Here is a 21,126-nt window from a genome sequence, read left to right as displayed (position 1 = left end):
AGCAATGCCGGAGTGAGGGAACACCGAGCCTAGGCGAGGTGCCGACAGGCGGGGCAGAGCCCTTTGCTTACTTTGGGGCTTTTCCAAAGTGAGCCGCTGTAAGAGCGGAACCATAAGCCGCCGTTACCGAAGAAACGGATATGTACTCAATCACCAATAAACCGCACCCCCGCCCTAACCCGCTCATCCACGATCAATTCGAAAATATCCGGCCGGGCATAATGCCCAACCACATCATAGTCATACCGCGCCCGCACCAAATCATCCGTATCAATCCGCGCCACCAGCAACCCCGCGCCACCGAGCAATGGCCCGGCAAGAACGTCCCCCATGGGCCCGACAATCACACTGCCCCCCGCGATCAGAGGCCGATCCACCGGCCAGTTCGCCACCTCCACGCCCAACGCCTGGGGTGACGCCTGCACCTGACACGCACTCACCACAAAACACCGCCCCTCATGGGCAATATGCCGCATGCTCACCTGCCACATTTCCCGCTCATCCACCGTCGGCGCGCACCACACTTCCACACCCTTGGCGTACATCGCGGTGCGCAACAACGGCATCATGTTCTCCCAGCACACGGCGCCACCGATGCGCCCTACCGCGGCATCAATCACCGGCAACGTCGAACCATCACCCTTGCCCCAGATCAGCCGCTCAGTGCCGGTAGGCATCAATTTGCGATGCCTGGCCACCAACCCGCCCACCGGCTCGAAATACAGCACCGTGCAATACAACGTGCTGCCACTGCGCTCAATCACACCCAACACCAGGCTCGCCCCGGTACGCGCCGACAAGCCGGCCAACGCTTCGGTCTCCACGCCCGGCACATCAATCGCATTGGCAAAATATCGCGCAAAGGCCTCGCGCCCTTCAGGCAGGCGATACCCCAGCTGGGTGCCGAAGCCCTCACCCTTGGGATAACCCCCGAGCAACGCTTCCGGCATCACCACCAGTTGCGCACAGCTGCGCAGGATTTCGTCCTCGTAGGACAGGATCTGTTCCAGGGTCTCAGCCTTGCCACCCGGCAAGGAACCGATTTGCAGCGCAGCCACGGTAGAAACAGGCATCACGATCACTCCGTATCAATGGGGGTTGCCCATTCTCCGGCCAGCGGCAATCATGAATAAAGCCCACTTCGCTGCTAACTGATATGAGCCATATGAATATCGCCAACGTCGATCTCAACCTGCTGAAAACCTTCGAGGCCCTGCACGACGAAACCAGTGCCAGCCGTGCCGCCCTGCGCCTTGGCGTCACGCAGTCGGCGATCAGTGCAGCCCTGCGCCGCTTGCGCGATGTGTACGGCGATCAGTTGTTCGTGCGTACCGGCCGGGGCCTGGCGCCCACCTTGCGGGCCAATCAGTTGAAGCCGGTGATCAGCGAAGCCCTGGATCGCTGCCGCCAGAGCCTGGCGATGGTGGATCCCCAGGGCAATCACTATCAGGGCCGTTCGGTGGTGGTGGGGTTATCGGATGATTTCGAAATCGCCTACGGCCGGCGGCTGATTGAAGAGATTGCCCGGCGTGCGCCAAAGCTACGGTTGATGTTCCGCCAGACCCACAGCCAGATCGTTGCCGACGCCCTGCTCGACCGCAGCCTGGACCTGGCAATCACCGCCGGCGGGTTTGCCGAGCGCCGGTTGAGCCGGCAGGTATTGGGGGAAGGCCATTACGCGTGCCTGGTGGACCCCGACAGCCTGGCGCCGGGACAACAGGCCATCGACCTCGACGAGTTCGTCAGGCGCGAGCATGTGCTGGTGTCATCCGGCGGGTTTATCGGGATCACCGACGAGGGCCTGGCCGCGCAGGGGCTGAGCCGCCACGTAGGTGCCTCGACCACGCACTTCGCGGCGCTGCCGTTCCTGCTCAAGGGCAGCCAGGCGGTGGCGACCATCCCCGGCCATGCGGCCCAGGCCATCGCGCAGATGACCGGACTGAGGGAGCTGCCTTGCCCGCTGGCGCTGCCGCGTTACCCGGTGGAGCTGGGCTGGCGCACCCAGGCGCAACTGGATCCGTTGCTGCTCAAGGTGCGCGAGGCAATCGAGGCTTGTTTTACTTCGCCGCCATCAGGCGATTGACTTCACTGCGCACCATGTTCGAGAACTCCGGTGGTGACATGCCGTCCAGTTCTGCACGCACCCATTCGGCCCATTTGCCCTTGCGCTTGGCGCGTTCGCCAAACAGGCGGGCGGCCTCGCCCTTGGCCTTGCCCAGGTTGCTTTGCCAGAGGTCGTAGAGACGGGACTTTTCATCTTCCAGCGCGGCGCGCTCGGCGAGGGGCTTGTTGGCCAGATTGAAGCTCATGTTGAATTACCTGCTGCACAAATAGGTGACATCTTACACTGTAGGTTGAAATTTCCTGGCCTGGATTTCTCCTAAGCTGACCACAGGAAAAAAACTGCAACTTTTGCCCGCTTCAAACACTCCATTCTTCATCAAGCGCATTCATTGCCACATTCACCCGCAAGGAGTTAACCCAATGGCTCGCAAATCTGCCGCCCAAGCCGTCGAAGACCAAATCAAGGACCAAGCCTTCAGTGAGCTGACCGCACTGATCGAAGAATCGGACAAGCTGCTCAAAAGCAGCGCGTCACTGGTGGGGGAAGAAGGTGAAACCCTGCGTGAACAGGTCGCCATCAAGCTCAAGCAGGCGCTGGACTCGGTGTCCAACGTGCGCGAGCGCAGCAAGCCGGTGGTGGATGCCACCGAAACCTATATCGGTGGCCACCCATGGCAGACCGTGGCGATTTCCGCCGGGTTTGGCCTGGTAGTCGGCCTGTTGCTGGGCCGCCGCAACTGATCTGATGCAACGGCTGCGCCCTCCCCGGGCGCAGCTCGCTTCACGCCTGTGCCAACACCCGCAACCGACCCAATTCCTGCGTTTCGATCTCGATCCCGCCTGCCTGCGACTTCGCCCGTGTGCGATGGCGCCGATCCCCCGGCAAACGCCGCAACCCTGCCGCATGCATCTGTCGCACCAATTCCTGGCTGCGCTCGGCGAAGCTCTGCCCGGCGGTCTTGCTAGGGTCGATCACGATCAGCAGTTGGCCGGTCCATGGGGTGCGAGCGCCGGGGTGATCGGACCAGTTGAACTCAAACGAGAAGTTACCGCCCGTGAGGGCCGCGGCCAGCAGCTCGACCATCATCGACAGGGCCGACCCCTTGTGCCCGCCAAACGGCAGCAGCGCGCCGCCTTCGAGGATCGCCTTGGGGTCCTGGGTCGGCTGGCCGAGGCTGTCCACGCCCATGCCCGGCGGCAGGCGCTCGCCCTTGCGCGCGGCAATCTGCACGTCGCCATGGGCGATAGCGCTGGTGGCCAGGTCAAACACGATCGGCAGGCCATCGGCGCGGGGCGCGGCGAAGGCAATGGGGTTGGTGCCGAACAGCGGGCGGTCGGCGCCGTGGGGCACCACGCAGGTCATGCTGTTGACCACGCTCAAGGCCACCAGGCCTTCTTCGGCGAAGGGCTCGACATCCGGCCAAAGCGCCGCGAAGTGGTGGGAGTTATGGATCGCCAGCAAGGCAATCCCGGCACTGCGGGCCTTTTCCACCAACAACGGGCGGGCGGCTTGCAGTGCGGGCTGGGCGAAGCCGTTGCCGGCATCCACCCGCACAAATCCGCTGGCCACATCCTCGACCACCGGCACCGCCTTGCCGTTGACCCAGCCACTGGCCAGGGTCGAGACGTAACCGGGGATACGGAATACACCGTGGCTGTGGGCACCGTCGCGCTCGGCGCTGGCGCAGTTCTCGGCCAGCACCTGGGCCACATCGGCCGACGTACCGTGGCGGACAAAAACCTGGCGCAGCAGGTCGGTCAATTGCGCATAACTGAGTCGCTCTGATGAAGACTCGACATCCAAAGGCGATGCAGACATCTGAAGCTCCCGTTTAATTATTGGAATGGGCGACAGCGTACAAGAATCGGTCCGTCGATTAGACAGGGTTTGCCCCATGGCTGTCGACAGGGAGCGCCAGACATATCTAGCCCCTCGTGGCGCCAGGCCTGGATAGGTTGCAGGCACGCAACTCTTCAAGGATCAGGATGATGAGCCACACCCCTCTCCCGTATTTTTTCCCCGAAGCCATGCGCGTGGGCTGGAGGGCGCTGGACCGTGAGCGCCAGCTGAACATCGACAGCAGGGACATCGAGTTTCTCGGCAAGGTGTTTTTTGCCAGCGATGCAGGCCGTCGCCAACAGTCGCCGCCAATGATCGCGCAGCGCATCTGGTTGAATAAAAGCACTGCCAATGCCGTCGAACTGGCCGGCAGCTTCATGATGAGTTCAACCAGCGCCTACCCACATGCCTGGCTCTACACCCCGTACGGCGGCCTGGAAAAATTCGACAGCCCCGCCCACTTGCTGACAGCACTGACCGAGCGCTTGAAAACCCCGGACAGCGCCACGCAACTGCTGTACTTCCTGCCCTTGCAGCAACAACCATCGCCGCTACTCGACAACCGACTGGTGCTGACACCGGAGGCCATGCTCGGCGACGTATTGGGTGAACAGGAAAAAACCCTCAGGCGCTATCAGGAGAATAATCGCCAGGCGCTGCTGGCGGCGTTGAAACAGTTGCCCGCCCTCGGCGCCCTGCTTTCAAAACTGCTCGAAAGCGTCTGCCGCCCACTGTTCCCCGGGCTCAGCCCCGGCGAAGCCCACGTGAGTTTTTTCGCCAAAGAGCCCGTTGGGCACACGGTGCCTCGCTGGCTCGACTCGCTGCAACTCAATGACGCGGTGCTGTTGTACTACCGTGAACAAGCCTGGCCCGCCGGGCAAACCCGGGAGTTTTTCCACCCCAAGCGGCCTGCCGACGCCAAGGCCCGCGACACGCAGCGTTGGGAAACCGCGATCAAACAAGCAGCCGGCCAACTGATCCCGTTCCTGCACAGTGCACTGGAGACGTTCTGGAACAGCGAGATCGCACCGGGCGTGTCGCGTCGGGCCTGGTTCGCCCGGGCCATGGCCGCCAATGCGCAACTGGATCTGCTGTTCAAGCGCCAGCAATCCATCATCAGTCCGGAGCAAAGCCGGGCATTGGCAGCGCTGTACTCTTCCCGGGGTAACGAGGCCCCCCCGAACAGCCAGACGCTGCGCGTCGAGAACGTACAGATCTGGGAGCAGCCAAGCAACACCGTCGAGCTGGCCAGCACCTTGATGATCGGCAATTCGCAGACCTTTCTCTACACCCCCGAGAAGGGCCTGCAGGTGCTCGGGACCTACGACGATCTGATGGGCACCCTCAAGGCCATGGTCAAGGCACCAGGCTATGAAGACGACCTCTACAACCTGATGTCCCTGGAGGAGCGGGCGCTGTTTGTGGGGTTCAAGACGCCGCAGTTTTCCGGCATTCCTATCGCCGGCAATCTGTTTGAGCAGGTGCTCGAAACCATCATCGGCAAGCAGCAACAGAACCTACGCTACGCACTCGACCTGTACCGACGCACCCGCGCCGGCATTGACCCCGCGGCCTTGCTCGACTACGCGGTGGATGTGCGGTACATGATCGACAGCCACCTCCCGGGCCTGGATACCGCGGGACGCTGGACGCCTCATTCGGTACTGGCCGACCCGACTCGCCCGGTGTCGGTGGCCGCCGAACGTGCCGCCCTGCTGCAAAAGCAGATGACCGATATCCAGGACACGCTGGCAACCCAGGTGCGAGCGCAACCCACATTGGCCAACACCGTCAATCAGGCGCTCACCGCCGAGTTCAACCGCCGCGGCTTGGCTGGCCACGATCCCGGCAAGATCTACGTCAATCGCTACGCCGCCAGCACAACCGCGACACCCGCCACTGCGCCCCTGGAAAGCCAGAGCCTGCGCAGTTACTTTCTTGCGCGCCTGATACACAAGCGCGGGCCGATTCCGCAAACGCCGCACTATGGCCTTTACGCCAGCCAGGGCGATGGGTCTGTTACACCGCTGGGCGGCCTGGACATAGCGCAAGCCAACGCGGCGCTCGATGCCGCACTGGTCAAGTTTCATCACTCCAACATTGCCGATATTCCCCGCGAATACCTGGAACAGCTCAGGGCGCCGATGGCCCATGCCATGGCGGTGGCGATCCAGGGCGAAGCCAGGCTCAGGCGCCTCAACAACAGCCTGGACGCGCGTGATGAGGCGATCGTGCAGACGGTGTTTGATCTTCAACACCCTGATCGCCGCCGGCGCCAGGGCCTGGGTGGATTCATCCCGGATGCCTATGCGTTGACCGTCGAACCCGAGGGCCTGACGCAACGGGTGCCCCTGGCGCATTGCTTGATGCTCACCGAACGCGGTGGCCTGGCCCCGTCCCACTCAGGCCGGGCCGTGCTGTGGACGCCGGCGCGCGGCCTGGAGAGTTTCGCCAATGTCAGCCAGTTGCAGACAGAACTGCAACGACGACTGGCCGCCCCGGACCTTCGCAGGCAGCTACTGGCCAATCTCGACCCGCGCTATCTCAAACCGCACCAGGCCTGCGCACTCGGTCAGTTCATGCTGATCAACGGCGCGGTCGCACAGCACTGCCAGCAGTCCTGGATTGATCATTACAGGGCACAACGGGCTCACTGCCTCACCCTGACGCTCTCAGGGGACGCCTTGCTGAAGCGTCTCGGGGGGCTGGAAAAGGCCTTGCCGGCCAACGACCTGAGCCATGCCTCACAAATCGCCCAGACCTTCATGGCACAACAATCACTGCCCGCCTGGCTGGGGATGGCGTCTGTCAGCCAACAGCGTCGCCATGTCGAAATCCTTGAGCAATACCGCCACAGCCTCACGGACGACAAGGACTACCTTGACGATTTCCTGCCGCTGCCAGCGTATCTCGGCAGCAAGCTCATCGACTTGTTGCAGCCCTATGACGTGCGCCCCCAAGACGTCTACATCCTGCCCAAGCTGGTATTGGCCGGCCAGCGGCAGAACCTGGTGGACTACGCCCTCAATCACGTCAGCCAGCAAGCTGCTGCATTCGATGTCGAGTCCACAGCCGCCGGCCTGACACCTGCTGTGGTGCGCCAGATCCTCGCGCGCCTGCCCCTCAAGCAGGACCACCAGGCTTGCCTGGTCGAAAAACTCACCCCGGGCAAGCCGGGCGCAGACGTGCGGGAGCGCCGGTTTATTCGGCAACTGCCCTGGCAACTGTTGCAAAATGCCCACGCGCTGAGGCTGCAGGAACTGTTATCACCCGCGGGCCTGAGCCTGGTCGAACAGGTCCTCGACATGCCGGACGCGCTCGCCCGCGCAGCGGTCGAGCGCGCGACCTCGACAGTGCGTCCGCTGGAGTTGATCGCCACGGCGGGGGCCCGGTCCATCAAGGCCCTTGGGGTCTACTTGATCAGTGCCGTCGAAAGCACTCCGCTGGTGATGTATGCGCCCTATGGGCCGCAACAGGCGTTCCAGGAGTTCGACAACGAGGCGGATTTGATTCGCCGGCTCAACCTGCCCGGCCCCTTGCAGGACTGGGTGATCGGTCGCCTGCCAGAGGCTGAGCAAGCCACGTATAGACACCTCTGGGCCAGCACAGTCGGGGGAACCTCGGAAATCACCCTGGGGGCCAATCCGATCAGGGGCCACGCGCTCAGGCAGTTGTACCGCGACAACATCGGATTGATCTCGAACCTGTTTGAACAGCAATCCCAGGCCAACGGCCGGTCAGCCTGGGACACCCTCAAAGCCTTGTTCAGCAGCGGACTGCAGCACGCGCAGGCGTTGCTGCCGGGCAAGCTGATGGTGCCGCTGGTGATCTGGCAAAGCTACAAACTGTTCCAGGCCTCTGCCGAAGACTTGCAGCAACACCGCTGGCGCGAAGCGCTGCAAACCTTCATCGGCGGTGTCGCGCAAATGGCTTCGATCCGCGCATTGATGGATGAACCCTCGACACCAGGCACCGCCCCCGCGCAACCCGCGCCGACGCAAACGGCCAGTGCCTGGCACGACATCGACGTCACCGCCCGGGCCCGAACCCGGCTGCAAGCGTACGAAGCCTGCGACATCAGCCTGGAGGGCCTGACGGCAAGCAACACGGGCGTCTACACAGCGACGGACAACCGGCATTACCTGCCGTGCGCAGGCAAGGTCTACCGCGCCAGGCAGGTCGAAGGCCATTGGCGGCTTTTCAGTGCACGGTCCAAAGGACCGTTTGTGCGCCTGGATGCCAACCGCAAATGGACCCTGGACCCGGGCGCATCAGTTCGCCGCCACGGCCCCGGGTGGAGTGCAATGATGGACCGCCGTGAGGTGCGGACAGCCGTGGACCAGGTGATGAACGTCGAGGCCCGCGGCCTCGCCGAGATTCGGCGTGTGTCGCCCTCCAGGGCCCAGGCGATCGTCGAGGCACTGGACCTGGCAACCTTCTACCTGCACAACTGCCAGCAGAACCTGAAACTGCTCGACCACCAGTATCCGCCCGTGACCCGGGTGCATCGCTTTATCAACCGCTTCTTCGGCATCCCGATAGACGCCGACACCGGCCCGGCCAAGTTTCCGGAAGCCCTCGCGCAAAAACTCATGGACACGGTGACCGCCCTCCTCGATGAGGCGCTGGAGCCGACACTCTACTCGCTCAATTCCCGGCGTTTCGTCTCCGGTGTGCATATTGCCGAACCCGAACGGCACTGGGCGTTTACCATCGACGGCGACCCGGATCGACGCATCTACCTCACTGAAAACTTCTTCAACCCCCCTACGGCCGATTTCGAAGGGCGCCTGATCAATCACTTCGACCAAAGAGCCCATGCCCGCGCGACCACCTTGATTCATGAGTTGACTCATATCGTGAGCAATACCGCCGACGTCGCCTACCTCAATTCCACATCACCTTTTTCCGACCTGATTGAAGTACAGACCCAAGCCGGTCGCGATCTTCAGGACTGGCTGCGCAACGTGCAGGAGAATGCGTACTCGATCAACACGCCTGTTGGGCAATTGTTCAAATCAACGGACGCGTGGGGGCCTACCGGATTCGACCTGGGGACCGACCCGGAAGATGACTACATCAAGCAGCAGATTCTTGCCACGACCGGAGGCGTGGACTTGAGCAACGCGCGGGGAATTTTCAAAACCAACCTGACGCGGCGGTTCAATACACAGATGGATAACGCCGACTCACTGACCTTGCTGATCACCACCCTGGGGCGCCAGTTGGACCCCGTGCCTTCGATTGCCGAAGCCACACCGTAACAGACAGGGTGCGGGCCGAACGCCCGCACCCGTCAGTTCATTCAGTCTTTCTGATCGCGCAACACATTGCCCGACTCACCATCGATGCGGAACTCATAGACCACGCCATCGGCCTTGCGCCCCTCACCTTCCCAGTAGCCATCGTTATCGGCTTCGATCTTGTAGATCTGGACGTAACCAGCCTTGGTCTTGGCGGTCTCGATGGCTTTTTCGATGGTGATCCAGCCTGCGCCCGGTTTGTCCGCCAGGGCGGCTCCAGCACTGAGCAAGGCGGTGGTTGCGACAACGGCGGCTAAGGTTTTCTTAAGCATTTTCGTGCTCCATTAGGGAATGAGTGTTACCTGTCCTGAATTTTTTAGGGCCCTGCAGACGAGAATTAGTTCCAATTGATGTGCATTCGCCATGATGGCTGTTCTCGCCGTCCTGCTGTGGAGGTTAGAATGTCGGAAATCAGGATGAGTTAATGACAGATAAGTCCCTATCAGAAGCCGAATACGACGCCATCACCGATGCCGCTGCGCACTGGTGCATGCGTCTGCACGCTGGCGATTGCACGACGGCGGAGCGTCAGGCCTTCGAGCAGTGGCACGATGCGCATCCACTGCATGCCTTCGAATACGCCGCGATGCTGGAAATCTGGGACGTTGCCGATCACTTGCCCCGCAGCGAGCCGGCCCCCGTCGTGGCGCGACGACAACCTCGCAGCCGTTTGAGGAACTACGCGGTAGCGGCGGCGATATGCCTGGTGGCCTTGCCACTGGCGGCCTTTACCGGCTGGGAAGCAGGCTGGCTGCCCAGCTCGTACAACCATTACGAAGCTGAAAACAGCTTGCGCCAGGTCACCCTTGACGACGGCAGCCAGGTTGAACTTAACCTGGGCACCGAACTGGTCTACAGCAATTTCAAGGATCAGCGCCGGGTTACCCTGAAAAAAGGCGAGGCGTTTTTCAAGGTCAGCCATGACGCGCAACATCCGTTTATCGTCCACGCCGGTGACGGCCAGGTTCGGGTGACCGGCACTCAGTTCAATGTTTGGAAATACGAAGACCATGTGCGGGTCATGCTGCTGCAAGGCTCGGTGCTGGTGAGCAGCGACGACGCCCACAGCGGCCTGCGCCTGTCACCCGGGATGCAGGCCAGCTACAACCGTGGCGATGCCAGCCCCCAGGCCCAGCCAATTGCCCCGGGCGACACCGCCCTGGCCTGGCGTGAAGGCAAGCTGATCCTCGACAACCTGGCCCTGGCCGACGCGTTGCCGCTGATCAATCGCTACCTGAGCAAACCCGTGATGCTGGCCGACGCAGGCACCGGCGCGATCCGCATTGGTGGCATCTACAACATCAACGAGGTGTCCAACCTCGTCCCCTCCCTGCCCAAGGTCCTGCCGGTCTACCTGACCCAGAACCAGGACGGCAACCCTGTACTCAATTCGATTCCGCGCAAAACCCCAAAGAGCTGAGCCAGGGTCATGGGCCTGCGCCCTCCTCCCGGATGCTGCCTGCGTCAAATCGTCCATTTTTGAAACACTTGCACCGGCTGAGCTGACAGCCGGCTGCGGAGTGCCGGGTTTACGGCGCGCAGTGTTTCATCCCTGAGACACCTGCCAGGCGGGCTGGACAAAGGCCCGCTGTCTCACAGTTGAAACACATCCACTGTGCATTCTATCCCCCGCGCTCATAACCCCATGAATGTCATCCCAAATTCAAAAGCGGCACAGCTCCTGCTCTCTTCCTGACAGCGCTGTTTAGGGTCAGCGCCAAGAATAAGGAATGCCGTCGTGAAGACACTTAATCCAGGCTCATTGAGCCTTCTGCTGATCAGCTGTGTACTGAGTATCAGCGTGAGCCTCCCGGTGCTCGCGGCAGGCGACGGTGTGATCGTGATTCAGCGCACCGTCCAGGGCCACATGGCTGGCCGCACCGCTGGCGTCGACCCCAACCCGGTCACCGTCAATGCCAATTCTTCTCCACAGATCCTGCGGGCCACCAGCGAGCTGAGCGACAACGACTACGCCAACATCAGCAGCGGCTCCAGCATCACTCGCGCCATCCTGCCCGGCGGCAACCTTCCCGGCTTGACCAACAACGGGGGTGGCGTAGGCCTCGGTGGCGGCGCAGCGGCCGGCCATGGTGGCGGCTCCAGCCTCTCGGGGCAGATCAATGGCTCAATCTCCCGCGGCATGGCGCCTTTGAACAATATCGGCAGCCTGATGGGAGGCCAGTGAGATGAACCATTCCTGGTTGTTCCTGGCGATCCTGGGCTGCTCGGCGGCCATGGCTGACAACAGCGCAGTGATCGACAACTCCGGCAAGCAATACAACGGCATCGTCTCGATCAACCAGGCGGCCGGCAATCAGCAACAACAGCTCAACAGCCGCGCGATTTCGGCGGGCAGCAACTCCCAGGCGGGCGGCGCCCTCAGCCAGACCATCGGCGGCGCACCGGCCGATCGCTCCCAGAACGCCAGGGTGGCGATCCAGGGCAGCTCTTTCAGCAATGGCAGCGGTGTACTGGGCGTCAACCAGTCGGCCGGGGCCAGCAACCAGATGATCAATGCGGTGCGGATCAGCGTGAATGCTGGCCCGCAAAGCATCGACGACAGCGTCATGTCGCAACAGAACGTGGCGCTGTCACCAAACTCAGGGTTCACCTCTACCACTGGCAGCCGCCAGGTCGTCACAAGCGACCAGGCCTTCACCGGCAGCCGTGGAGTGGTACAGGTGAATCAGAGTGCCGGGGTGGGGAACCGCATGGCTAACGCCCTGAACGTACAGATCCAATGATTCATTGGAGCTCGAAGCTGGACCGTACCAACACTTAACCAACTAATTAGAAGCAAGGGGAAATACCATGAAAACTACAATGGCTCTTAAACCACTGGCCTTCGCTCTCGCTGCAATCATGGCTGCCGCCGCACATGCCAACCCACCTACTCATCAGCCTACCGCTGCAGTAGCCGCCGTTTCCGATGCGCAATCGAGCAACCACAATGGCGTGCTCAACCTGGGCACCCAGAACAACGCGTCGGCCAACAACTCGTTGAACGGCAGCAGCGGCAACGCCCAGGCCAACATCGCAGCCGGTGATGGCAACCAACAAGACAACCAGACCGCCATTGCGGCCGGTGATGCAGATGCCGTGTTTGCCCAAGCTACCATTACCCAAGACAACCGCAACAACGTCTCGGTGCAAGTGGCTACCCACAACAACGCTTCGCTCAACAACTCGGCCAACGGCAGCTCCGGCAACCTGGGTGTGAGCGTTGCCGCGGGTAACTTCAACCAACAGAAAAACCAACTGGCAATTGCTTCTGCCAGTGGTGCCGCCGCCGCTGCCTCGAGCAACACTACTCAAACCAGCGTCGACAACACCTTCCTCAATACCGTGGCCACTCAGTCTGGCCCATGGGGCAGCCACACTTACCTGCCTGTCGTGAACAACGCCAGCGCCAACAACTCGCTTAATGGCTCTTCGGGCAACCTGGGCGCCAACATTGCTGCAGGCGTGGGCAATCAGCAGGGCAACACCACTGTGATTTCCTCCGGCGTACGTTTCTGATGCAACGGGGCCTTGGCGACAAGGCCCCTTTTTATTCCAGTGTCCTCCAGGCCATTCGATCATGCGGATCATCGCCCTCACCCTCCTGTTATTGCTCACCGGCCCGACTTGGGCGGGGCAAATGGCGATTGCTGCCATGCCCGGCGGTGGCCTGATTTTCAAGAAGGTCGAGAGCATCCGTGAACGCAAGTTCGCCAACCTGGTGGAACAGAAAACCGATTTCAGCTGCGGTGCCGCCGCCCTGGCCACCATCCTGCGCCAGGCCTACTGGATGGATGTGGATGAAGACCACATCATCAAGGGCATGCTGGTCAACGCCGATCAGGACCTGGTGCGTACCCAGGGCTTTTCGATGTTGGACATGAAGCGCTACCTGGAAAGCATCGGGATGCGCGCCCGGGGTTACCGGATCAATGCAGACACCCTGCTCACGGTGAAGATCCCGGTGGTGGTGTTGCTGGAGATTCGCGGCTACAAGCACTTCGTGGTGATGCAGCGCGCCGACAAGGACTGGGTGTACATCGGCGACCCGGTACTGGGCCATAAACGCTATGCCCGCGACGACTTCGTCAAAGGCTGGAATGGCATCGTCTTCGCGGTATTGGGCGAAGGTTATGACAAGACCAACGTGCTGCTCGACCCGCCCACCCCACTGACGGCGAAAAACAGAATCAATGAGTTCAGTCCGGTGCGGGACAGTGAATTGATGGACTTCGGTTTTATCCAGAGCGACTTCTTCTAGAAGCGCAATAAGGGGCAGGACGCTCCAGGAGCAAACGATGAACACTTACCGTTGGCTGACGGTCATGTGCCTGGCAGCCTCAATGCCCGCTTATGCGTCATCGGTGTTCAAACCGATTGAAATAAAGGACTCGGAACTGGCTGACCTGCGTGGTCGCTACGTGATGCCGGGGCGGATCATCAGTTTTGGCATCGTGATGAGCAGCACCTGGACCAATGCCGCCGGCGACAGCGTGACCGGCTCGGCCAGCATGAACGTCAACGCGTCGACCGTCACCCCGCAGTTTTATGTGCAGGTAACCGACAGCCCCACCAAAGTCTCGCCCAACCAGCCGAATGGCACCGGCACGGTGGTCGGTGGTGCCGGCCTGGGCAGTGGCCAGGGCGTGACCCAAAGCGTGCGCGCCGCCGGCGATGGCAACACCGCCAGCAATAACGTGAATATCAATGTGAACCAGAATGGCTTGTCGCCGGCCAATGTCGTCCAGTCCGGACAAGCCCTGGTGGCTGGCCAGTCGGTCACCGGCAGCACGGGTGCCGGCCAGGTCACGGTGTCGGCCGCCAATGGCGGGCTGCAAATGGCGATCCTGGCCAACAACAATCAGGGCAATTCGTTGCAGCAGATCGGCGCCGGGAATGTCCTGCAAGGCACGGTTTTGCAGGGTAACAGCAACTTCGTCAGCAACATGACCCAACTCAATGTGGTGCTGGGCAACAACGGTTTGAACAATTTGGGGCAGAACCTCAACCTGAATCAGCTCAGGGGCCTACGCCCTAACGGTTATTGAACTACGCTGTGCCTCGACACTTGCGCATTAGAAAGGGACGGCTTATTCCATGCATCGATCGCTATCGTTACGTGCCGTAATTTGTTTAAGCACGCTCCTGCCCGCATCCATGTTGTATGCCGCGCCGGACACCGACATAGACACATTGAAAAAGGAATTGCTGGAGCTCAAGCAACGCTACGAAGTGCAGCAAAAAGCACTGGCGGTGCTGGAGCAACGGGTACGCCAGGTGGAAGAACAACCGGTGGCGCCGCCGCCCAAACGCCTGGCCAAATCCCCGGCAGACTTCCAGAAAGGCGGCACCACGGTGGCCGGCAACACGCCGGGAGTCGGCGCGGCTGCGGCCTCGGGCGGTGCAGCCGGTGGCGCGTCCTACGGCCAGTCCCTCAAGGATGATTCGGCCCCGGCGCAGAGCGTGAGCAACTTGTATAACGAGGCCAGCGGGTTCTTTGGCAACGGCAAGTTCAGCTTTGAAACCGGCGTCACCTATTCCCGCTACGATGCCCGCCAGTTGACCCTCAACGGCTTCCTGGCGCTGGACTCGATCTTCCTCGGCAACATCAACCTGGACCGGATCAAGTCGGATAACTGGACCGTCGACCTCACGGGCCGCTACAACCTCGACAACCGCTGGCAGTTCGATATAAACGTGCCGGTGGTGTACCGCGAGTCGACCTATCAGTCCGGTGGTGCCAACGGTGGCAGCGGCACCGCGACCTCGGAACAATCGGTCACGCGTGACCCGACTATCGGCGACGTCAACTTCGGGATTGCCTACAAATTCCTCGACGAGAGCGTCAACCTGCCGGATGCCGTGGTGTCGGTGCGGGTCAAGGCGCCCACCGGCGAAGATCCGTTTGGGATCAAGCTGGTCCAGTCATCCAGCAACACCAACCTCTTCGTGCCGGAAAGCCTGCCCACCGGCAACGGTGTGTGGTCGATCACGCCGGGTATCTCGCTGGTCAAGACCTTCGACCCGGCGGTATTGTTTGGCTCGCTGTCGTACACCCACAACTTCGAAGACTCGTTCAGCGATATCAGCTCCCAGGTCGGCCAGAAGACCCCGGGGAAAGTGCAGTTGGGCGACAGCTTCCAGATCGGCGCTGGCGTGGCGTTTGCGCTGAACGAGAAGATGAGTATGTCGTTCTCGGTGTCCGACCTGGTGCAACGCAAGAGCAAGCTCAAGCCGGATGGCGGCGACTGGCAGTCAGTGGTTTCCAGCGATGCCAACGCGGGTTACTTCAACGTGGGCATGACGATTGCGGCAAGCGACAACCTGACCATCGTGCCGAACCTGGCCATCGGGATCACACCGGATGCGCCGTCGTTCAGCTTCAGCCTGAAGTTCCCGTATTATTTTTAAGGCATGACAACGGGAAAAGCCCCGCAACGATAAGGGTCGTTGCGGGGCTTTTCGGTTTACCCGCCCTAGCGGATCTGGTGTTTGTGCAGCAACCGGTAGAACGTCGGCCGGGAAACCCCCAGCACACGCGCCGCGACACTCAGGTTGTCGCTGTGCCGGTTGAGCACATCGCACAATGCCTGGCGTTCGGCACGGTGCTTGTAATCCTCCAGTGTAGCCATCGGCAGCGCGATTGCCTGCTGGCTTTGCAATCCCAGATCAACGGCTTCGATTTGCCGCCCTTCCGCCAGTACCAGGCCCCGCCGCACGCGGTTGGCCAACTCGCGCACATTGCCCGGCCAACCGTGCTCGCCCATGGCCACCAGTGCGTCTTCACTGAAGCTGCGGGGACGGCGGCCGGTTTCCTGGCTGTAGAAGTGTGAAAAATGGTTGGCCAGCATCGCCACGTCACCGTGGCGCTCGCGCAACGGCGCGGTGACCACTTGCAGGACGTTGAGCCGGTAATACAAGTCTTCGCGAAAAGTGCCCTTTGCGACCGCGGCTTCCAGGTCGACGTGGGTGGCCGCCAACACGCGTACATCCACCGCAATCGGCTGGCTGCCGCCGACTCGCTCGATCTGTTTTTCCTGGAGAAAACGCAGCAGGTTGGCTTGCAGCTCCATAGGCAAGTCGCCGATCTCATCGAGAAACAGGGTGCCGCCGTGCGCCGCCTCGATCCGCCCCACCTTGCGCTGATGGGCGCCGGTGAAGGCGCCCTTCTCATGGCCGAACAGTTCGGACTGGATCAGGTGTTCGGGAATCGCCCCGCAATTGATCGCCACAAACGGCTTGGCATGGCGCTGGGATTGGCGATGCAAGGTACGCGCGACCAATTCCTTGCCGGTGCCGCTGTCGCCACGGATCAACACCGGGGATTCAGTGGGCGCCAGCTTGGCGAGCAGCTTGCGCAATTCCCGGATCGGACGGCTGTCCCCCAGCAACTCGTGTTCCGGCTGGCCCGCAGGCGCGTTGTTGCCCTTGCCCCGCAGGCGCGCCATGCCGAAGGCGCGGCCCAGGGTGACCTGCACCCGCGACACGTCAAACGGCAAGGTATGGAAGTCGAAGAACCACTCACAGACAAAATCGCCGACATTCTGCAGGCGCAGCACTTCCTGGTTAAGCACCGCAATCCACTCGGTGCCGCTGCGGCTGATCAGTTCCTTGACCGCTTCGGGTCGCTCCAGGTGAAACGGCTGCAGGCGCAACAAACCCACGTCACAGGAGCGCTCACCCACCGACTCGAGGGCGCAGCTGTCCACGTCCCACCCCGCTGCGCGCAAACCGGGCAATAGCCGGTGGCAGTCATCACAGGGATCGACCACAAGCAGGCGGCGCGGGGCAGGTGTAACAATCATGACTATTCCTTGGCGTCAAAATCGTTAAAGTTATTTAAAAACAACTATTTGCAAAGTCTGCTGGTAACCCTAGCAAGATCTTGACGCACCCTTTGTACCGATTCGCTATAAGTCGCGAACGAACCGGGTCTTTTATGTCAGTCGGGTGCGGTCAATTGCCGCGGCATAACTTTCATGAGGCTTTCAAAATAGCCCCTTACATGACTTTAATCAGGGAAAGTTAAAAAATCTTCTTCTAACATGTGACCCGCACCCGGTAATCGTGCATCAGTACAAGTAACCAGTCGTTAGGCACGCCCAACCAACGGCTTCCACTTGAATGGGCATTTAGAGAGAAGACCCCATGAACGCCCCGCTCCGCATCAACGAAGCTCTTTTGATCGCAGACCGTGCTTTCCAGCCCTTTCAATGTGTGGCCTGGCACGACGGCAACGGCGCCCTGAGCCTGAGCGTCATCGACCGCACCAATACCCGTATCGGTAGCAAGCAGCTGTCTTCCAGCACTTATACCGACCCGGCACAGCTTGAGAACTTGCTGTTGCAGGCCCGTGCCGAACTCGACAAAGATGGCTACCAGTTGCAATCCTGGGCAATGCCCAAGTAACTGAAGCGTGCGTGAGACGGCACCCGAAAGTGTGCCGCCCGGCTGCGCAATATATTGACCCGCACTAACTCAAGTGGACAGTCAGCCATGCAAGTTGCAACTTTGCATAGCTGACTACTTATTAGTGTGGTTACCGATCAATAGGCCGAGAGAATAAACCGCTCGATGGCTTCCGCCGCACCGTCATCGACATTGCTGCCGGTCACGACGCTGGCCTGGCGCTTGACCACCTCTTCTGCCTGGCCCATGGCAATCGACAACCCCGCCACATGAAACATCGCCGGGTCATTGCCGCCATCACCGATGGCTGCGGTCTGTTGCAGTGGCACACCGAGGTGCGCCGCAAGGGTTCTCAATGCTTCACCCTTGTTGGCCTTCATGGCGGTGACATCCAGGAACACCGGCTGCGAACGCGACACCTGGGCCAATCCCTCGACCCTGGGCTGCAACTGCGCCTCGAGCTCCATCAGCAGATGGGTATTGGTACTGGCCGCAACAATCTTGTCGACCCGATCCAGATACGGCTCGAAGCTCTCCACCACGATCGCCCCATAGCCCAGGCCGTGCTCCTCGCGAACCGCCATCGGTCCGCCGGGATCGCGACGCAGCCAGTCGCCGTCGGCAAACAGCCAGACTTCAACGTCCGGCTGCGGCGTAAACAAGGCCAACGCCACCAGCGCCGCTTCTGCCGGCAAGTGATGCGCCACCAGAATACTGCCGTCGGGATTGACCAGCGTGCCGCCGTTGAAGCCGGCAATCGGCACATCGATGCCCAGTGCTTCGACCTGCTGACGCATGGCCTTGGGAGGTCGCCCGCTGGCCAGGCTGAAAAACACCCCGGCCGCGCGCAAGGCGCGAACCGTATCAATGGTGCGCTGGCTGAGGCTGTGATCCGGATGCAGCAACGTGCCATCCATATCACTCAACACAAAACGGATGGGTTGACTCGGCAAGTCACTCATCCGAGGCTGTGCCAGGTACGGCCATCGCGGGCCAGCAACGCATCAGCCGCCGCCGGGCCGTCCTCACCCGCCTTGTAGGCCTGGATGCCGTCGTCCTGCTTCCACGCATCGAGAAAAGGCTGCACCGCACGCCAGCCGTTCTCGATGTTGTCGGCGCGCTGGAACAAGGTCTGGTCGCCGGTCATGCAGTCGTAGATCAGGGTTTCGTAACCTGTCGACGGCTGCATCTCGAAGAAGTCCTTGTAGGCAAACCCCAGTTCCACGTTGGCCATGTCCAGGGTCGGCCCGGGCTTTTTCGCCAGCAGGTCGAACCACATGCCTTCATTCGGCTGGATCTGGATCTTCAAGTACGTCGGCTTGAGTTCATCGACCTCGGTATCACGGAACTGCGCGTAAGGCGCCGGCTTGAAGCAGATGATGATCTCGGTGTCGCGGATGCTCATGCGCTTGCCGGTGCGCAGGTAAAACGGCACACCCACCCAACGCCAGTTGTCGATCAACACCTTGAGGGCAACGAAGGTCTCGGTGCTGCTGTCGGGCGCAACATTGGCCTCTTCGCGGTAACCCGGCAACTGCTTGCCGCCGACTTCACCCGAGGTGTACTGGCCACGCACCGAGTTGGCCCGTGCGTCTTCCAGCGACCAGGGCCGGATGGCCCCGATCACCTTGGCCTTCTCGCCCCGCACTGCGTCGGCACCAAAGGCAGCCGGCGGTTCCATGGCGACCATCGCCAGCAACTGGAACAGGTGATTGGGCACCATGTCCCGCAGGGTGCCGGTGTGTTCGAAGAAACTGCCACGGGTTTCCACGCCGACGGTTTCGGCGGCGGTGATTTGTACGTGGTCAATGTAGTGGTTGTTCCAGAACGCCTCGAACAGCACATTGGAAAAACGGCTGATGAGGATGTTCTGGACGGTTTCCTTGCCCAGGTAATGGTCGATGCGGTAGATCTGCTTTTCGCTCATCACCTTGAGCAGGCAGGCGTTCAGCGCTTCGGCGGTGGCGAGGTCGGAGCCGAACGGCTTTTCGATCACCACCCGGCGGAACGCCTCCGGGGTTTCTTCCAGCAAGCCGGCCGCGCCGAGGCGCTGCACCACTTCGGCGAAGAAACGCGGCGCAGTGGCGAGGTAAAACACCGCGTTGCCAGTACCGCTGTCGGCAATCTTCTTGCCGATATCGGCGTAGGTGCCGTCGTCGAGGAAATCACCCTCGACGTAGCTGATGCCTTTGGCCAACTGTTCCCACAATGCAGGGTCCAGGGCGTTCTCGGCATTGCCCTTGACCTTGCTGGCGGCCTCGGTGCGAATGAAGTCCTCGAGCTTCTTGGCGAAATCGGCGTCGCTGATGGCGTTGTGATCAACGCCGACAATGCGCAAGCCATCGCCCAGCAGCCCGTCGCGACTGAGGTTGTACAGCGCCGGCATGAGCAGGCGCTTGACCAGGTCACCGTGGGCACCAAACAGAAACAGTGTGGTGGGCGGAGCGGGTTCGGCCTTGGGTTTCTTGCCGTTGGCGGTCATTTTTTGGGAGTCTCCACATGGCCGCCAAAGCCGAAGCGCATGGCAGAAAGCATTTTGTCACCGTAGGTACTTTGCTGGCGGGAGCGGAAGCGTGCGAACAGCGAGTTCGACAGCACCGGAACCGGTACCGATTGTTCCATGGCGGCCTCGATGGTCCAGCGGCCTTCGCCACTGTCGGCGACCGAGCCGGAATACCCGTCGAGCTTCGGATCGGTGGCCAGGGCGTCGGCGGTCAGGTCCAGCAGCCAGGACGACACCACGCTGCCGCGGCGCCAGACTTCGGCGATATCGGCAACATTCAGGTCGAAGCGCTGGTCTTGCGGCAGGTTCTCCGAATTCTTGGTCTTGAGGATGTCGAAACCTTCGGCGAAGGCCTGCATCATCCCGTACTCGATGCCGTTGTGGATCATCTTGACGAAGTGCCCGGAACCGGCAGGCCCTGCGTGGATATAGCCGCGCTCGGCACGGCTGTCCGCTGCGGCGGAACGGTCCTTGGTACGCGGGATTGTGCCCAGGCCCGGTGCCAGGCTTTCGAAGATCGGGTCCAGCAGCTTAACGGTCTCGGCGTCGCCGCCGATCATCATGCAGTAGCCGCGCTCCAGGCCCCAGACGCCGCCGGAGGTGCCGACGTCGACATAGTGCAGGCCTTTTTCCGACAGGGCCTTGGCCCGACGGATGTCATCCTTATAGAAGGTGTTGCCGCCGTCGATGATCACATCACCGTCTTCAAGCAGTTGGCTCAGTTCTTCAATGGTGTTCTCGGTCGGGTCGCCTGCCGGCAGCATCACCCAGATCGCCCGGGGCTTTTGCAGCCCGGCCACCAGGCCTGCCAGGTCAGCAACGCCCGTGGCGCCCTCGCCTGCCAGACCTTTTACGAATGCTTCAATGCGGTCGTAAACCACGGTGGTATGCCCATTGAGCATCAGGCGCCGCGCAATGTTGCCACCCATGCGGCCTAGTCCAATAATCCCCAGTTGCATGTGCTGATGCTCCTTACTACGAATAAATGTGTGTCACAGTTTATAGCG

Annotated in this window: 19 protein-coding genes; 11 read left to right on the top strand and 8 right to left on the bottom strand. The window is 61.3% G+C overall.

What is annotated here, in order from left to right; all coding sequences use genetic code 11:
* Positions 1-146: 146 nt before the first annotated feature.
* Positions 147-1,073, bottom strand: coding sequence for a carbon-nitrogen hydrolase family protein (locus tag HX821_RS30205; protein ID WP_177037274.1), 927 nt, complete (start codon positions 1,071-1,073; stop codon positions 147-149).
* 92 nt (positions 1,074-1,165) lie between these two features.
* On the opposite strand from HX821_RS30205, the gene HX821_RS30200 reads away from it, so the two are divergent.
* Positions 1,166-2,083, top strand: a complete 918-nt coding sequence (locus tag HX821_RS30200; RefSeq protein ID WP_177037272.1) for a LysR substrate-binding domain-containing protein — start codon at positions 1,166-1,168, stop codon at positions 2,081-2,083.
* On the opposite strand, the gene HX821_RS30195 is transcribed toward HX821_RS30200, so the two are convergent.
* Positions 2,058-2,309 carry a hypothetical protein gene (locus HX821_RS30195; protein ID WP_003217960.1) on the bottom strand — a complete coding sequence of 84 codons (252 nt, stop codon included), beginning with the start codon at positions 2,307-2,309 and terminating at the stop codon, positions 2,058-2,060. The genes HX821_RS30200 and HX821_RS30195 overlap by 26 nt on opposite strands.
* A 175-nt stretch (positions 2,310-2,484) precedes the next feature.
* On the opposite strand from HX821_RS30195, the gene HX821_RS30190 reads away from it, so the two are divergent.
* The gene (locus HX821_RS30190; protein ID WP_003217958.1) at positions 2,485-2,805 is read left to right on the top strand and encodes a YqjD family protein; all 321 of its coding nucleotides are present in this window, start codon (positions 2,485-2,487) and stop codon (positions 2,803-2,805) included.
* A 40-nt stretch (positions 2,806-2,845) separates the two neighbouring features.
* Here HX821_RS30190 and HX821_RS30185 read toward each other — a convergent pair whose 3' ends face one another.
* Complete coding sequence (locus HX821_RS30185) at positions 2,846-3,883, bottom strand: Ldh family oxidoreductase (protein ID WP_177037268.1); 1,038 nt, start codon at positions 3,881-3,883, stop codon at positions 2,846-2,848.
* A 170-nt stretch (positions 3,884-4,053) separates the two neighbouring features.
* Between HX821_RS30185 and HX821_RS30180 the strand changes: the two genes are divergently transcribed.
* Positions 4,054-9,168 (top strand): dermonecrotic toxin domain-containing protein, encoded by a 5,115-nt coding sequence (locus HX821_RS30180; RefSeq protein WP_177037266.1) that lies wholly within the window; start codon positions 4,054-4,056, stop codon positions 9,166-9,168.
* Positions 9,169-9,209: 41 nt separating this feature from the next.
* Here the strand turns inward: HX821_RS30180 and HX821_RS30175 are convergent, their stop codons facing one another.
* A complete protein-coding gene (locus HX821_RS30175) occupies positions 9,210-9,479 on the bottom strand; it encodes a PepSY domain-containing protein (protein ID WP_003217951.1) in 270 nt (89 codons plus the stop codon).
* A 152-nt stretch (positions 9,480-9,631) separates the two neighbouring features.
* Here HX821_RS30175 and HX821_RS30170 point away from each other — a divergent pair, with 152 nt between their 5' ends.
* The 7 genes from HX821_RS30170 to HX821_RS30140 all read left to right on the top strand — a co-directional run bounded on the left by HX821_RS30170 (position 9,632) and on the right by HX821_RS30140 (position 15,618).
* Entirely contained in the window at positions 9,632-10,627 is a 996-nt protein-coding gene (locus HX821_RS30170; RefSeq protein WP_087694374.1) for a FecR family protein, read from the top strand.
* A 318-nt stretch (positions 10,628-10,945) separates the two neighbouring features.
* Positions 10,946-11,392, top strand: a complete 447-nt coding sequence (locus HX821_RS30165; protein ID WP_177037265.1) for a hypothetical protein — start codon at positions 10,946-10,948, stop codon at positions 11,390-11,392.
* A 1-nt stretch (position 11,393) separates the two neighbouring features.
* Complete coding sequence (locus HX821_RS30160; RefSeq protein WP_003217945.1) at positions 11,394-11,951, top strand: hypothetical protein; 558 nt, start codon at positions 11,394-11,396, stop codon at positions 11,949-11,951.
* A gap of 79 nt (positions 11,952-12,030) precedes the next feature.
* Positions 12,031-12,726: a hypothetical protein gene (locus HX821_RS30155; protein WP_008432027.1), complete on the top strand. Its 696-nt coding sequence runs from the start codon at positions 12,031-12,033 to the stop codon at positions 12,724-12,726.
* Between the two features lie 61 nt (positions 12,727-12,787).
* Complete coding sequence (locus tag HX821_RS30150; RefSeq protein ID WP_177037263.1) at positions 12,788-13,468, top strand: C39 family peptidase; 681 nt, start codon at positions 12,788-12,790, stop codon at positions 13,466-13,468.
* A gap of 37 nt (positions 13,469-13,505) precedes the next feature.
* The gene (locus HX821_RS30145) at positions 13,506-14,255 is read left to right on the top strand and encodes a hypothetical protein (RefSeq protein WP_003217939.1); all 750 of its coding nucleotides are present in this window, start codon (positions 13,506-13,508) and stop codon (positions 14,253-14,255) included.
* Between the two features lie 49 nt (positions 14,256-14,304).
* A complete protein-coding gene (locus HX821_RS30140) occupies positions 14,305-15,618 on the top strand; it encodes an autotransporter domain-containing protein (protein WP_043224814.1) in 1,314 nt (437 codons plus the stop codon).
* 65 nt (positions 15,619-15,683) lie between these two features.
* Here the strand turns inward: HX821_RS30140 and HX821_RS30135 are convergent, their stop codons facing one another.
* Positions 15,684-17,012 (bottom strand): sigma-54 dependent transcriptional regulator, encoded by a 1,329-nt coding sequence (locus HX821_RS30135; protein ID WP_003217935.1) that lies wholly within the window; start codon positions 17,010-17,012, stop codon positions 15,684-15,686.
* A gap of 343 nt (positions 17,013-17,355) precedes the next feature.
* Between HX821_RS30135 and HX821_RS30130 the strand changes: the two genes are divergently transcribed.
* Positions 17,356-17,616 carry a hypothetical protein gene (locus HX821_RS30130; RefSeq protein ID WP_003217933.1) on the top strand — a complete coding sequence of 87 codons (261 nt, stop codon included), beginning with the start codon at positions 17,356-17,358 and terminating at the stop codon, positions 17,614-17,616.
* A gap of 137 nt (positions 17,617-17,753) precedes the next feature.
* Here the strand turns inward: HX821_RS30130 and HX821_RS30125 are convergent, their stop codons facing one another.
* The 3 genes from HX821_RS30125 to gnd are packed head-to-tail and all read right to left on the bottom strand — an operon-like array spanning position 17,754 to position 21,102.
* A complete protein-coding gene (locus tag HX821_RS30125; protein WP_177037261.1) occupies positions 17,754-18,578 on the bottom strand; it encodes an HAD family hydrolase in 825 nt (274 codons plus the stop codon).
* Positions 18,575-20,098, bottom strand: a complete 1,524-nt coding sequence (zwf, locus tag HX821_RS30120) for a glucose-6-phosphate dehydrogenase (protein ID WP_003217928.1) — start codon at positions 20,096-20,098, stop codon at positions 18,575-18,577. Before zwf ends, HX821_RS30125 begins: the two co-directional genes overlap by 4 nt.
* Positions 20,095-21,102: a phosphogluconate dehydrogenase (NAD(+)-dependent, decarboxylating) gene (gene gnd, locus HX821_RS30115; protein WP_371316417.1), complete on the bottom strand. Its 1,008-nt coding sequence runs from the start codon at positions 21,100-21,102 to the stop codon at positions 20,095-20,097. Before gnd ends, zwf begins: the two co-directional genes overlap by 4 nt.
* Positions 21,103-21,126 lie beyond the last annotated feature (24 nt).

The organism is Pseudomonas sp. B6001, from assembly GCF_013386015.1.
GTDB lineage: Bacteria > Pseudomonadota > Gammaproteobacteria > Pseudomonadales > Pseudomonadaceae > Aquipseudomonas.
The sequence above is the reverse complement of the archived record's forward strand: the minus strand, read 5'-3'. Positions and strand labels throughout refer to the sequence as shown.